11 protein-coding genes are annotated in these 12,021 nt (G+C 72.6%); 2 read left to right on the top strand and 9 right to left on the bottom strand.

Features of this window, described 5'->3' with window-relative positions; genetic code table 11:
- Nucleotides 1-4: 4 nt before the first annotated feature.
- The 5 genes from ACTMVF_RS10245 to ACTMVF_RS10225 all read right to left on the bottom strand — a co-directional run bounded on the left by ACTMVF_RS10245 (nt 5) and on the right by ACTMVF_RS10225 (nt 5,181).
- The gene (locus ACTMVF_RS10245) at nt 5-859 is read right to left on the bottom strand and encodes a TatD family hydrolase (RefSeq protein WP_441270635.1); all 855 of its coding nucleotides are present in this window, start codon (nt 857-859) and stop codon (nt 5-7) included.
- A gap of 2 nt (nt 860-861) precedes the next feature.
- Nucleotides 862-1,539, bottom strand: coding sequence for an EboA domain-containing protein (locus ACTMVF_RS10240; RefSeq protein WP_441270634.1), 678 nt, complete (start codon nt 1,537-1,539; stop codon nt 862-864).
- A gap of 64 nt (nt 1,540-1,603) precedes the next feature.
- Nucleotides 1,604-2,464: a sugar phosphate isomerase/epimerase family protein gene (locus tag ACTMVF_RS10235; protein WP_441270633.1), complete on the bottom strand. Its 861-nt coding sequence runs from the start codon at nt 2,462-2,464 to the stop codon at nt 1,604-1,606.
- Between the two features lie 35 nt (nt 2,465-2,499).
- Complete coding sequence (locus ACTMVF_RS10230; RefSeq protein WP_441270632.1) at nt 2,500-3,606, bottom strand: SCO3242 family prenyltransferase; 1,107 nt, start codon at nt 3,604-3,606, stop codon at nt 2,500-2,502.
- 162 nt (nt 3,607-3,768) lie between these two features.
- On the bottom strand, nt 3,769-5,181 hold the full coding sequence (locus ACTMVF_RS10225) for a phytoene desaturase family protein (protein ID WP_441270631.1): 1,413 nt from the start codon (nt 5,179-5,181) through the stop codon (nt 3,769-3,771).
- A 97-nt stretch (nt 5,182-5,278) separates the two neighbouring features.
- Between ACTMVF_RS10225 and ACTMVF_RS10220 the strand changes: the two genes are divergently transcribed.
- Entirely contained in the window at nt 5,279-5,881 is a 603-nt protein-coding gene (locus ACTMVF_RS10220; RefSeq protein WP_441270630.1) for a hypothetical protein, read from the top strand.
- On the opposite strand, the gene ACTMVF_RS10215 is transcribed toward ACTMVF_RS10220, so the two are convergent.
- The 4 genes from ACTMVF_RS10215 to ACTMVF_RS10200 form a co-directional block, all read right to left on the bottom strand.
- Nucleotides 5,817-6,662 carry an inositol monophosphatase family protein gene (locus ACTMVF_RS10215; protein ID WP_441270629.1) on the bottom strand — a complete coding sequence of 282 codons (846 nt, stop codon included), beginning with the start codon at nt 6,660-6,662 and terminating at the stop codon, nt 5,817-5,819. The two genes, ACTMVF_RS10220 and ACTMVF_RS10215, sit on opposite strands and share 65 nt — an antisense overlap.
- A gap of 167 nt (nt 6,663-6,829) precedes the next feature.
- Nucleotides 6,830-8,656, bottom strand: coding sequence for a gamma-glutamyltransferase family protein (locus ACTMVF_RS10210; protein ID WP_441270628.1), 1,827 nt, complete (start codon nt 8,654-8,656; stop codon nt 6,830-6,832).
- 274 nt (nt 8,657-8,930) lie between these two features.
- Nucleotides 8,931-9,620, bottom strand: a complete 690-nt coding sequence (locus tag ACTMVF_RS10205; protein WP_441270627.1) for a response regulator — start codon at nt 9,618-9,620, stop codon at nt 8,931-8,933.
- Nucleotides 9,621-9,639: 19 nt separating this feature from the next.
- A complete protein-coding gene (locus tag ACTMVF_RS10200; RefSeq protein WP_441270626.1) occupies nt 9,640-10,743 on the bottom strand; it encodes a sensor histidine kinase in 1,104 nt (367 codons plus the stop codon).
- Nucleotides 10,744-10,910: 167 nt separating this feature from the next.
- Between ACTMVF_RS10200 and ACTMVF_RS10195 the strand changes: the two genes are divergently transcribed.
- Entirely contained in the window at nt 10,911-11,918 is a 1,008-nt protein-coding gene (locus ACTMVF_RS10195) for a carboxymuconolactone decarboxylase family protein (protein ID WP_441270625.1), read from the top strand.
- The last annotated feature ends 103 nt before the right edge of the window (nt 11,919-12,021 follow it).

Raw genomic sequence — 12,021 nt, 5'->3', positions numbered from 1 at the left:
CCGCTCACGCTCCCCCGCGACGTATGGAGTTGCCGCGGAAGGTGGCCTCCTCGTCCGGCTTGGGTTCCTCCAGCCCCAGCCGCCCGCTCTGGCCGTAGAAGGCGACGGGGTTGCGCCACAGCACCTCGTCGACGGCGTCGTCGTCGAACCCGGCGGCGAGCATCGCGTCAGCCGTCTTGCGGGTCTTGAGCGGATCCGAACGCCCCCAGTCGGCGGCGGAGTTGACGAGCACCCGCTCCGTCCCGTGCTCCTTGAGGACCTCGACCATCCGGTCCTCGCTCATCTTGGTCTTCGGGTAGATCGAGAACCCGGCCCAGCAGCCGCTGTCGAGGACCATGCCGACAGTGAGCTCGTTGAGATGGTCGAGGACGACGAGTTCGGGGGCGATACCGGACTCCCGTACGACGTCCAGGGTGCGCCGGGTGCCGCCCGCCTTGTCGCGGTGCGGGGTGTGCACGAGGGCGGGCAGTTCGTGCTCGATGGCGAGCTGGAGCTGCCGGGCGAGCGCCTCGTCCTCCTCCGGGGTCATCGAGTCGTAGCCGATCTCCCCGACGGCGACGACCCGGTCCTTGGCGAGATAGCGGTCCAGTTCGTCGAGGACCGGGAGGCAGCGGGGGTCGTTGGCCTCCTTCGGGTTGAGCGCGATCGTGCAGAAGTGCTGGATGCCGAACTGGGCGGCCCGGTACGGCTCCCAGCCCAGCAGCCCGTCGAAGTAGTCGTAGAAGCTCTCGGGCGAGGTGCGGGGCTGGCCCAGCCAGAAGGCGGGCTCGACGACCGCGCGCACCCCGGCGGCGTACATCGCCTCGTAGTCGTCGGTCGTCCGGGAGGTCATATGGATATGGGGGTCGAAGATGCGCACGGTCAGCCCTCTTCCTTGAGTGCGTGCTGAAGTTCTGCTCGGCCGCCGACGACGTCCGGGAAGGCACGGACGACGGGCAGGATGTCCTGGGGTACGTCCCGTCCCGCGACGATCCGCTCGTGGGCGAAGTCGGCGAGCATGCGGGCCAGTTCGCGGTCGGCACGAGAGTCGAGGCCGGTGACGCGGTCCAGCGGGATCTCGTAGAACACGCACTTCAGTACGGCCTGGCGGTACTCGGCGTCCGGAAGGTGCGCGGCGGCGTACGGGCCGAGGGCGGCCTCGATCAGGGTGGTGTCGTTGCCGCGCAGGCTCTCCCGGACCAGGGGCAGGGCGAGGTCGCCCAGGTCGAGCAGCGGCAGGGTGCGCAGGACGGCGCGTTGTTCCGCCGGGTCGCCCTGGCGGTGGAGGCGGGTGACCTCGTCGGCGAGGGCCTGGCCGCGCAGGGGCAGTGCGGTGAGCAGGGCGGCCCGGGCGGCCTCGTCGACGGTCCAGTAGGGACCGAGGCGCCCGTGCCCGCAGCGCCTACGGGCGGCGGGGAAGAGCCTTCCTACGGCGGCGGGGTCGGCGGCGACCTTGGCGACGCTCGCGTCCAGCCAGGTACGGGCCGTGTCATCCAGTACGGCGATCAGGGCGGGGTACGGATCGGGCGGAGCCGAGGGCGAGGCGGTCGTGACAGCCATGGGCGTGCAACTTCCGAAGAGGTGGGCGGACTTGAGCTGAGCCAGAAGGCATGCCGCGCGGTGGCTACTGGCCCGCCGCGGTCTTCACGGCCGCGCGCAGGAACTCGATCGAGCGGCGGGCGACGTCGGGCGCGTCGAGCGAGCCGCCCTGGATCTCGACGGAGACCAGGCCACGATGGCCGAGGTCACGCAAGGCGGCCAGGACGGGCGGGAAGTCGATCTCGCCGGCGCCGAATTCGAGGTGCTGGTGGATGCCGCGCCGCATGTCCTCGATCTGCACGTTGCGCAGAAGCGGTGCCGCCTCGCGGACACAGTCGAGTACGGAACGTTTCTCCACGCAGTGCGCGTGACCGACGTCCAGGGTGATCCCGAACAGCTCGTGCCCGTCGACCAGTTGGGCGAGGTGCAGGCACCGGTCCACGGTGTCGACGAACATGTACGGCTCCGGCTCGAAGGCCAGCGCCACCCCGTACGTCTCCGCCGTCTCCAGGACGGTCTCCACACCGGCCGCGAGCCGCTTCCACGCGTCCCGCTCCGGCAGCCCGTCCGGCGCCGGGCCGCTGCACAGATGGACGGTGGGCGAGCCGAGGTCGGCCGCGACACGCAGGGCGCGGCGCAGCAGGTCGACCCTGCGCTCGGAGCCGTCCGACATCAGCGTGGGCAGGTGCTTGCCCCACGGGTCGAGGAAGTACGGCGCACCGGTCTCCACCGTCACATCCAGGCCGTGCCGCGCGAGTTGCCGGGCGAGAGCGGCGACACGCCGGGACAGATCGTCGGCGTACGGGTCGAGGTGGCCGTGGTCGAGGGTGAGGGCGACACCGTCATAGCCGAGGTCGGCGAGAACGGCCAGGACGTCGGTCAGCCGGTGATGGGTGAAGCCGTTGGTGCCGTAGCCGAATCTGAGATCGGTGGGGGGAGGTCTCATGGTGCCGGTTCCTCACACGGAGGGTGTGGTAGGTCTCAGGTGGGCGATATGCGCCGGGCCAGCCGTCGCGCGAGGGGATGGACGACACCGAGCGCCGCGGCAACGCCAGGCGCCCCACCGCGCGCGGTGAGCGCCGCCTGAAGGGGCATCAGCCCCAGAATCCCGGCCCCGACAGCCCGCCGGACGTTCTCCCCCGAGGGTTCCTTCACGGCGCGGGCCTGGGCGGCGCCGTAGGTACCGAGGTAAGCGAGGACGGCGGTGGCGGTGACGGCGGTGCGGAGCTTCGCCGGAGAGGTGGCGGTGAGGGCGGCGCGGAGCTTCTTGGAAGGAGCGGTGCCGCCCACGCCCTTAAGGGGCGCGGGGCCGTGTCGAACAGCGGCTCCGCCGCGGGGCGCGACAAGCCACGACGGCGCAGCAGACGCCAGACGACCGTTTGCGGCACTTGCTACGGCGACTCGCGCGACCGGAACGGCCGTCGCGACCGCCGTAGCCGCCGACACGGCAAGAGTCGCAACCGGAACCCGCACCGGCGCCCCGCCGACCTCGTGCCGACTGAGCGCCATCAACGTGCCGGTATGAACTCCGACCAGCCCGGCAGGCACCGCGGCACGCCGCAGCGCGACGCCGACCGACACGGCACCGGGGCCCGAGCCGGCGGCAACCGCTCCAGCCAGCACGTCCACAACCCGAGCCCCGGCCATGGCCACTCCGCCCAGCGGCGTGGACTTGAGCTTCAGGTCATACGCCCACACCAGCCCGGCCAGAGGAAGCGCGGCGCACACACTGCGCCGGCCCCCCGCGGCGGCGGCGAGACCGAGCCCCGCCACGGTGAGCCCACCGGCCACACCGAGCGCGGTACGGCGCGGAACACGCCCCGAGGGCACAGGTCGGCCCGGCCTCTCGACGGCGTCCACCGTGGCGTCGGCGTAGTCGTTGAGGGCCATGCCGGCCCAGTACAGGCACACGGAGGAACCGATCACTCCGAGGGTACGGGCGCCCAGCGGACGTCCGGCGGCGGCCGCTCCCGCGATCACGTCACCGGGGACACTCAACGCCGCCGGCGCTCTGACGAGCAGGGCGAGGTCGCTGAGGCGCACGGCAGACCGGGATCCGAAGCGGACAACCGCTTTCCGATCTTTCATGGCGGCACCTTACTCGCGGCTGTTGAGCACCCAGGTACCTACCCCCCGGTAAGGGGAGTGACAAAGAAGACACAGATTTCTCTTACCGTTCGGCCCGAACTGCCGGTAAAAGTGGGCCGTTTGAGCAGACGCGCAGCGCCCGGCACTCACAGCACCCGGCACTCACGGCTCCTGACGCAGCCGCCGCCACACCGCCTTGGCCGCGTTGTGCCCCGACATGCCGTGCACGCCCGGTCCGGGCGGGGTGGCCGACGAGCAGATGTAGACCGCCGGGTGCGGAGTGGTGTAGGGGAAGAGCGACAGCTTGGGGCGCAGCAGGAGTTGGAGCCCGGAGGCCGCGCCGGAGGCGATGTCCCCGCCGACGTAGTTGGCGTTGCGGGCGGCGAGTTCGGCCGGCCCGGCCGTGGCGCGGGCGAGGACGCGGTCGCGGAACCCCGGGGCGAAGCGCTCCAGTTGGCGCTCGATGACGTCCGTGAGGTCTCCGGTCCAGCCGTTCGGCACATGCCCGTACGCCCAGAAGGTGTGCTTGCCGTCGGGAGCCCGGGTGGGGTCGACGACGCTGGGCTGAACCGTGATCATGAACGGCTTGTCGGGCGCCCGGCCCTCCCGGGAGGCGGCGCGCAGTGCGGTGTCGATCTCCGCGCTGTCCGCGCCGATCTGCACGGTGCCGGCGCGGCGGGCTTCCGGCGCTGTCCACGGCACCGGGCCGTCCAGCGCATAGTCGATCTTGAAGGCGCCGGGGCCGTAGCGGTAGCCCTCGTAGTACCGGCCGAGGCCGGCGATGCGGGCCAGCGCGGTGGGTGAGGTGTCGAAGACGTACGCGCGCGCGGGCGGCAGGTCGTCGAGCCGCTTGACCTCGTAGTCGGTGTGGACGGCGCCGCCGAGGTCCTCGAGATACGCGGTGAGTGCGTCGGAGATGGACTGGGAGCCGCCGCGGGCCACGGGCCAGCCGCGGGCGTGCGCGGAGAGGGCGAAGACCAAGCCGATGGCGCCGGTGGCGAAGCCACCCAGCGGCGCCATGACGTGGCCGACGAGGCCGGAGAACAGGGCCTTGGCCCGCTCGTCGCGGAAGCGGCGCATCAGCCATGTGGACGGCGGCAGCCCGACGAGGCCGAACCGGGCGAGGGTGACGGGGTCGCGTGGCAGCGCGGTGAGGGGCAGGGACATGAAGTCGCGGGCCAGGGTGTCCCACTTGGTCAGGAACGGCTCGACCAGTCTGCGGTACGTCCCCGCGTCGCGCGGGCCGAAGGAGGCGGCGGTCTCGGCGACGGAACGGGACAGCACGGCGGCGGTGCCGTCGGTGAAGGGATGCGCCATGGGCAGCTCGGCGTGCAGCCAGTCGAGGCCGTAGCGGTCGAGCGGCATGGTGCGGAAGACGGGCGAGTTGATGCCCAGGGGGTGCGCGGCGGAGCACGGGTCGTGCCGGAAGCCGGGCAGGGTCAGCTCTTCCGTGCGGGCACCCCCGCCGACGGTGTCACGTGCCTCGAACACGGCCACGGAGAAGCCACGCCGGGCCAGCTCCACGGCAGCGGTCAGCCCGTTCGGCCCCGCACCCACCACGACCGCATCGAGCATCGACGGCACCTTCGGACTCCTTCGTCAGCCGACGGCCTTGAAGGATCAGGATATGCCGGGCCACTGACAGCGCAGGGGCGTGGGTAAAGTCCGCCGGGTGACGCGCCGCTTCCGTTTCCCTGCGCCCGAGGACGATCTGTGGCACTGGTTCGAGGTGGGAGACGCCGGTCGGGTGGTGCGGCAGATCTCCTTCCGGGGGCCCGATTCGGTGCCCGTGGTGGCCGCCGAACCGCTTGAGATGGCGCGGACACGGCAGGTGTGCGGGGAGTGGGGCGTACGGCTGTACGAGACCGTGTACGGGGTGCCGGTGCGGGAGCCGGTCGTGGAGCCGCCGGGCGCCCGGTCGGTCGACTCGCGGGAGTTCGATGTGGCGTGGGGCTGTGCCCGGTCCTTCCGCCGGTGCCACGTCCGCCACGACACCGGTCCCCTGCCGGTCGGGACGCGCCTGCCGGGGACGTTCACCGTGTCGCCCTGGGGTCCCGGGCTCACGGGAGTGGTCGTCGACGTCGGTCTGCCCGCCGCCGGCTTCGTGGACGCCCTGGTGCTGCTGCGCGCGGAATGCGAGTGGCCCGCGGACGGCACCCCCGCCGAGTTCGAGGTGGTCGACCTCCGTGTCGGCGGGGGCCGCCCCCAGATCAGACTGCGTCCGACAGCAGTTCCCGCACCCGGCGAGCCGTGGCCGCGTCCCGGGCCGCCGTGAACGGCAGGACATTGCCGCCGGTGATACGGAACGGCTCGCCCGCGCGGGTCAGGTGGGCGCCGCCCGCCTCCTCGACCAGGAGAATGCCCGCCGCATGGTCCCAGGCGGCCTCCCAGCTGAATGCAGTCGCATCCAACTCGCCCCGGGCGACGGCGAGATACTCCAACCCCGCGGAACCGCACGCGCGCGGCGCGACCCCGTCGGTCCACAGGCCGAGCAGGGCGCGCTTCTCCTCGTCGGTGGTGTAGTCCGGGTGGGACGTGGCGACTTCCAGGTCGCGGCCGGGTTCCGGCGCGCCGGAGTGCAGCCGCTCGCCGTCGAGGAAGGCGCCCCGGCCCCGTATCGCCGTGGCCAGCAGGTCACGGGCGGGGGCGTAGGTCCAGGAGGCGAGCAGGACACCGCGCTGTGCGAGCGCGACCAGTGTGCAGAAGCCGGAGTCTCCGTGCACGAACTGGCGGGTGCCGTCGACGGGGTCGACGATCCAGACCGGGGCGTCGCCCTGGAGCGCGTCGTACGACGCCGGGTTGGCGTGCACCGCCTCCTCGCCGACCACGACCGAGCCGGGCAGGAGAGCGGCGAGCGCCTCGGTGAGGTACTGCTCGGCGAACCGGTCGGCGTCGGTCACCAGGTCGTGCGGTCCGGCCTTCTGGTCGACCTCGTGCGCGGCGAGCTGCCGGAAGCGCGGCATGATCTCGGCCGCGGCCGCCTTGCGGACGGCGTCCGCCACGTCGGCCGAGTGCTGTGCGAGAAACTCGTCGATGGTTTCGTTGTCTTCGATCACCCCTCCATGAGAGCACGCCCCACTGACAAACCCCGCCCGCCCGGTGGACGCCGGATGGCATCGGCGTGAATAGGAGGGGCACGTATCAGCAGGTCAGAGGCGCTCCTCGGCCGTCCGACGGGCGCCCACAGCGCCCAAATCGCGCCCACACCGCCCGAGGCAAACCCTCAGCGCCCGACCGCGTATCCCTGCATCCCCCGCGGATTCGCCGCCGCCGACAGGACCCCGGTCTCCGGATCCCTCGCGACCGCGCACAGCCGCCCCTCCGACCAGGCGTCACCCACGGTCACCTCATGACCGCGCCACCGCAGCTCCTCCACCACCTCGGCGTCCATCCGTGACTCCACGGTGACGCTGCCCGGCCGCATACCGCGCGGGTAGAAGGAGCCCGGGAAGCTGTCGTTGTGCCAGTTCGGGGCGTCGATCGCGCCCTGGAGATCGAGGCCGCCGCGGACCTGAGCGCGCAGCGCCACGGCCAGGAAGAAGTGCAGCTGCCACTGGTCCTGCTGGTCCCCGCCGGGCGTGCCGAAGGCCATGACGGGCACGCCGTCGCGCAGGGCGATCGAGGGGGTGAGCGTCGTACGCGGCCGCCGACCAGGGGTGAGCGAGTTCGGCAGGCCCTCCTCCAGCCAGGTCATCTGGAGCCGGGTGCCGAGCGGGAAGCCCAGTTCGGGCACGACGGGGTTGGACTGGAGCCAGCCGCCGCTGGGGGTGGCCGCGATCATGTTGCCCCAGCGGTCGACGACGTCGAGATGGCAGGTGTCGCCGCGGGTGCCCCCGTCGGCGGCGACGTCGGGCTCGCCCGGCACCGGGGACGTCGGGCGCTTGGCGACGGTCGGCTCGCCGACGCCGAGCACGTCGAAGCCGGGGTCGTCGAAGGCCACCACGCGCGCGTGCGCGCACAGCCGCGGGGCGCGTCCACCCGGGCTGCCGGGCCGCAGCTCGTGCGAGGCCTTCTCGCCGACCAGCTCCCGCCGAGCCCCGTTGTACGGCTCCGACAGCAGCTCGGCGAGCGGTACCTCGGCCGCGTCGCCGTACCAGGCCTCCCGGTCGGCCATCGCCAGCTTGCAGCCCTCGATCAGCAGATGGACGTACTCGGCGGACCCGTACCGCGGCAGCTCGGGCGGGAGCAGCGCGAGCTGTTGGAGGAGGACCGGCCCTTGGCTCCAGGGGCCGGCCTTGCACACGGTCCAGCCGCGGAAGTCGTACGTCGCCGGCGCCTCGTAGGTCGCGGACCAGCCCGCGAGGTCGGCGGCCGTGAGGGTGCCGGAGTGCCGCTCACCGCTGGTGTCCATGGTGGGCCGCCGGGCCTGCCGTACGAGGGCCTCGGCGATGAACCCGGTGCGCCACACCTCCCGCGCGGCCTCGATCTGCGCGACCCGGTCCCCGGCGTCGGCGACCTCGTCGAGCAGCCGCTTCCAGGTGGCGGCGAGGGCGGGATTGCGCAGCAGTTCCCCGGGCCGGGGTGCCTCTCCGCCCGGCAGATACACCTCGGCCGACGAGGTCCACTCCGTCTCGAACAGCTCCCGCACGGTCTCGACGGTCTCGCCGACGCGCTCCACGGGTGCGTGGCCGTGTTCGGCGTACCCGATGGCGTACGCGAGCACCTCGGCAAGCGTCCTGGTGCCGTGGTCCCGCAGCAGCAGCATCCAGGCGTCGAACGCCCCGGGTACGGCGGCGGCGAGCGGCCCCGTCCCCGGCACGAGCTCCAGCCCGAGCCCCCGGTAGTGCGCGACCGTCGCCCCGGCGGGTGCGACGCCCTGCCCGCACAGCACCCGCACCTCACCGCCCGCCGGCGCGAGCAGGATCGGCACCTCACCGGCCGGCCCGTTGAGATGCGGCTCGACGACGTGCAGCACGAACGCGCCGGCCACGGCCGCGTCGTACGCGTTGCCGCCGCTCTCCAGCACGGCCATCGCCGACTGCGAGGCGAGCCAGTGGGTGGAGGACACCATTCCGAAGGTGCCCTGGAGGGTGGGTCGGGTGGTGAACACGGGCGGACTCCTCACTCGACGGCAGCCGATCTTGCGATCGTACGCAGCGGCGGTGTAGCCGAGTTGCGCGGGAGCGGAGGAGAGCGTGCAGGACCGCTCCTGACGATCGACCAATCGACCAGCAGATAGAGCGGGGCTCCGTATTCCGCGTAGTGCCTTCGCTTGACGATGCAGCACGAACGCGCCGGCCACCGTCCCCGGGAGGTCCAGATCGCCGGAACCGGCGCGGCACCCCGGCCTCGCACACTTACTCCAGGACGATTCACAGGACGGATCACTCCGACCGGTGATCCCCACCCCGCACTGCCACCAGCCCCGACTCATAGGCGAACACCACCAACTGCGCCCGGTCCCGCGCCCCCAGCTTCGTCATCGCCCTGCTGATGTGGGTCTTCGCCGTGAAGGGGCTGATCACCATGTGCTCGGCGATCTCCTCGTTGGTCAGACCCCGCGCCGCCAACGCCGTGACCTCGCGTTCGCGGCGCGTCAGGCACTCCAGGCCGGGGGCGGTGGCCCGGTCGGGTGGGCGGGAGACGAACTCGCCGATCAGGGTGCGGGTGACCGACGGGGACAGCAGGGCCTCGCCGCGTGCCACCACCTCGATCGCCTGGAGCAGGTCGGCCGGTTCGGTGTCCTTCAGGAGGAAGCCGCTCGCGCCGGCCCGCAGGGCCTCGAAGACGTATTCGTCGTGGCCGTAGTTCGTCAGGATCACCACGCGGACCGCCGCCAGTGCCGGATCCGCGGCGATCCGGCGCGTCGCCTCGATGCCCGTCATCACCGGCATCTGTACGTCGATCAGCGCGATGTCGGGGATCTGGGCGCGGACCAGCTCCAGGCCCCGCTCCCCGTCCGCCGCCTCGCCGACCACCTCGATGCCGTCCTCGGCGTCCAGCAGGGCCCGGAAGCCCGCCCGCATCAGCGCCTGGTCGTCGACGAGCGCCACCCTGATGACGTGGTCCGTCATGCCGTCGTCACCCCCGCCCTCATCCCGCCTCCCCCAGCGGTAGCCATACCCGCACCGCGAACCCGCCCTCCGCGCGCGGGGCGGCGTGCAAGGTGCCGCCGAGGGCCGTGACCCGTTCACGCATGCCGCTCAGACCGATGCCGGGGGTGGGAGGGTCGGCCGGGTCGGCGGAGCCGTCGTCCTCGACGCATATCGTCAACTCGCCCTCGCCGTAGATGAGTTGCACGGACACCTTCGCCGGGCCCGCGTGCCGTGCCGCGTTCGTCAAGGCTTCCTGGACGATGCGGTACATCGCCCGGTCGACCGTCGCCGTCAGCGGCCGCTCCTGCCCCGTCACCGTCAACTCGACGGCGAGGCCCGCCGCCCGCGCCCGCTCCACGAGCAGCGCGGGTGTGCCGGTGGGCTCGTCCGTGCGCAGCACCTCCAGCGTGGCGCGCAGCTCGCGCATCGCCTCCCCGCTCGCCTCCTGGATGGCGAGCAGCGCGGGCGGCACCTCCTCGCCGCGCTTGCGGGCCAGGTGCACGGCGACGCCCGCCTGGAGCTTGACGATCGAGATGCTGTGAGTGAGGGAGTCGTGCAACTCCCGTGCTATGCGCAGGCGTTCCTCGCCCGCTCGGCGCAGCGCCGCCTCCTCCCGGGTGCGTTCGGCCTCCAGGGCGCGCTGCTCGGTCTGGCGCAGATACGCCTGCCAGTTGCGGTCGGCCAGGCCCGTCACCACCGCGCACAGGAACCAGCCGGCGAGCAGCAGCGCCTCCCGCGTGACGTCCGAACTCGCCGAGCCCGCCGCCACATATCCGCCGAGGAACACGGCGGCGGCCGCCGCGGCCGTCCCCCGGTGCCCGGTCCGCGACGCCGTGTGCGCCGCCCCCACCACGGGAATGGCCAGACCCGCGGCGGGTCCTGCGTGGACGACCTCGGCGAGCAGGCAGCCGGTGGCGACGGCGAGAACCGCGCGAGGAGCGGTGCGATGCGCGGCCAGGGCCAGCGAACCGGCCCCGATCAGCGCGCAGTCCACGAGCCCCGCGCGGTCGTCCGCCACGGCGGCGAGCACGGTGATCACGCCGACCACGACCGCGACAGTCAGGTCGGCGAGCCGCTCGCGTGTGATCCGATACCCGCTCATGCACGCACAGTAGACGGCCCCACCGACAGCGACGTCAGCCCTGTGGACGGCTCTGCGACTACTCCCCGGGGAGTAGGGCCGGGCACCCGCCCGCCCCGCCGTCGCAGCGCCGACTGCCTTCGGCGGTACGACGACCCGGACGGCCTCCGCGGCGCACGCTGATGCCCATGCCCACACCCTTCCGATACACCGAACCCCTCCCGGCGAAGTCGGCCACCGGCACCGTCGCCGAGGTGTACGCCCAGATCGCCCTGGACTTCGGCATCGCCGAGCCCGTCACCTTCGCGGTGCTGTCCTCCGCACCCGAACTCCTCGCCCCCACCTGGGCGTTGATGCGCGAGTCGCTCATCGCCGGGGCCGGCAGCCGGACCGGCAAGGAGCTGGTGGCCCTCGGGGTGTCGCTCGCCAACAAGTGCCCGTTCTGCGTGGACGCGCACACCGTGCTGCTGCACGCCACTGGCGACCACGCGCTCGCCGAGCGCCTGGCCCGCGGGGAGCGGCCGCACCACGAGGAGCACGCACGCCTGCTCGCCTGGGGTCAGCACACGCGCGTGCCCGGCGCCACCCTGGCGCCGTACCCCTTCCCACGCGAGCACGCCCCCGCCTATCTCGGCACCGCGCTCACCTTCCACTTCATCAACCGGATCGCGTCGGCCCTGCTGACCGAGAACCTGCTCCCCGCGGGCGCCCAGCGCTTCCGGGCGGTACGCAGCCTCGCCGGCCGTACGCTCGCCCGGACCGTGCGCCGCCCCGCCCGGCCCGGCACCGCCCTCGCCCTGCTCGACCACGTCGACCCCGGCGAGGCACCCGCATGGGCGGGCGGCACACCCGTCGGCCTCGCGTACGCGGCGCTGCTCAGGGCGGCGATGAGGGGCGCGGGCCTGCTCGACACCGACGACCACCACATCGTGGAGCAAACCCTCCAGGACTGGGACGGAACACATCCGCCGCTCACCCTGGCCGGGTTCCCGGACCGCCGGGAGCGACCGGCGGCGCGCCTTGCCCTGCTGGCCGCCCTCGCGCCGTACCGCATCACGGACGAGGACGTGGCGGCCTGGCGCCGGCCGGGGCACACCGACCACTGCCTGGTGCATCTCGTCGCGTACGGCGCCTTCGTGGCCGTGGACCGCATCGAAAGCTCACTTTCTACCCAAATCATGCGGCAACCTATGTAACTCACCCAGGGCGCCACGTAATTACGACCGTCCCGTAACAGCGTCAGCACGGAGCGAGTTGGCACTTCCGCCTCACAGGGAGTCATGTGACACTGGCGTCCCG

Source organism: Streptomyces sp. SD31, from assembly GCF_052068475.1.
Classification (GTDB): Bacteria; Actinomycetota; Actinomycetes; order Streptomycetales; family Streptomycetaceae; genus Streptomyces.
Note: the sequence above shows the minus strand (reverse complement) of the source record. Positions and strands in the feature narration are given on the sequence as shown.

Excerpts from the sequence above, each read along its gene's own strand:
- ACTMVF_RS10200 (WP_441270626.1), bottom strand. The coding sequence starts at position 10,743 with ATGAGCGGGTATCGGATCACACGCGAGCGGCTCGCCGACCTGACTGTC.
- ACTMVF_RS10225 (WP_441270631.1), bottom strand. The coding sequence starts at position 5,181 with ATGCTCGATGCGGTCGTGGTGGGTGCGGGGCCGAACGGGCTGACCGCT.
- ACTMVF_RS10195 (WP_441270625.1), top strand. The coding sequence starts at position 10,911 with ATGCCCACACCCTTCCGATACACCGAACCCCTCCCGGCGAAGTCGGCC.
- ACTMVF_RS10235 (WP_441270633.1), bottom strand. The coding sequence starts at position 2,464 with ATGAGACCTCCCCCCACCGATCTCAGATTCGGCTACGGCACCAACGGC.
- ACTMVF_RS10230 (WP_441270632.1), bottom strand. The coding sequence starts at position 3,606 with ATGAAAGATCGGAAAGCGGTTGTCCGCTTCGGATCCCGGTCTGCCGTG.
- ACTMVF_RS10205 (WP_441270627.1), bottom strand. The coding sequence starts at position 9,620 with ATGACGGACCACGTCATCAGGGTGGCGCTCGTCGACGACCAGGCGCTG.
- ACTMVF_RS10240 (WP_441270634.1), bottom strand. The coding sequence starts at position 1,539 with ATGGCTGTCACGACCGCCTCGCCCTCGGCTCCGCCCGATCCGTACCCC.